General features: G+C 54.8%; 1 protein-coding gene. It reads right to left on the reverse strand.

Features of this window, described 5'->3' with window-relative positions:
- The coding region (locus AC2FJ6_RS20815; protein WP_496669862.1) for a tyrosine-type recombinase/integrase at nt 1-1,072 on the reverse strand (1,072 nt) is incomplete at its 3' end.
- Nucleotides 1,073-1,427 lie beyond the last annotated feature (355 nt).

Below are 1,427 nucleotides of genomic sequence, written 5' to 3' on the forward strand. Positions count from 1 at the left end.
TAATCACGCGAACCGGATGAGCCAGATCCTCTCTTAGGTCAGACCGCCAACTGGCCCAAAACCTCTGATGACGGACATTTGATGCATAGGTATGGCGCAGGTCATGAATGCGAACGTCATTCAGACCGGCCCGCTTACGTATACGACGCCATGGCTTTTGCAGATCAGTGGCGTAGTGGCCGGGAACGGCCCCAGCGATGACATAAGGATTGTCAGGAAGCCGTGGGAGGGCGTTCAGAACCGCTAGGGCTGCTTGGGGCAGGGGAATGCGCCGCGCGCCCGTCTTGGTGTCTGGTAGCTCCATTCCTGCGTCTGTGATGAAAGACCATTGCAAGGTTTGGATTTCACCAAGGCGGCATCCAGTCAGGATCAGCAATCGAAAGGCAGCGACGACAAAGGATGTCTCCGATCCATCCCGCTCCGAATCTGTCAGAGCCTGTCCGAGTCGTTGCAATTCGTCTTGGCTCAGAAACCGTTCCCGTTTCTCTTCGCGGTATTTCGGGACATGGCAGCAAGGGTTTGACCCGTCAGGCCGAAAGCCCCAGATTTCCGCCAGATTGAACATCTTGGACAGAACGCCCAATGTCCGGTTGGCCTGATAGGGTTTGTCCCGGAACTTGTGGTGCAGCTCGGCAATGTCTTTTCGCTCCACATCGACCACTTTGAAGCTGCCAATGGCGGGAACGATAAACAGGTCGATAGCCCTGCGATACTCGCCTTGGGTGGAGGGCTTGCAGCGCTCCTTGACATGAGTATCAAAGAACCGCTCACACAAGGCAGCAATCGTTGGTGCGCGGCGATGCTGGGCAATCTCTTCGGCTGGGTTCTCACCCTTAGCCACTTGCCCCATGAGTTCCTTTGCCAGTTTCCGCGCTTCGTCGACGGTGATCTTGCCATGCCGTCCAATGGAAACCCGCCGTGTTCGTCCGCCTTTGCGATATTGCGCCTGATAGGTCTTTGCCCCAGAGGGCATGACGCGGACACCAAACCCGGCAATTTGACTATCCCAGACAAAGTAGTCTTTCGCCTCAACGGGAAGGGCTTCTACAGCGCGTTTGGTCAGTTTGGGCATCCCTCATCCTTTCTCTGTCATCGCCCCGTGGAAGCATTGTGGAAGCAACTGGAAGCGGTTCATGGCGTAAGAGGTAGGAACGGAGCGTGCCGATCGTCAATAATAAAACAGTGTTTCCAATAAGATAGGGTAAATCAGCGTTTTTGGGCGTAGTTGGTGCAGGTGGGCGTAAGCTATCTCATAACCTGAAGGTCGCAGGTTCAAATCCTGCTCCCGCAACCAGTGTCAGAAATCCCCTACACAGCCCGGTCAGACTAAAATTGATCCCCCAGATCAAATGCTTAACGTCGCCACCGCGTCAGGCTCAAAACCTCAAAGCAAGTGCGCCAAAGCATACTCCAGAAACCAACACGGT

This window comes from Ruegeria sp. CDSA089 (genome assembly GCF_059612205.1).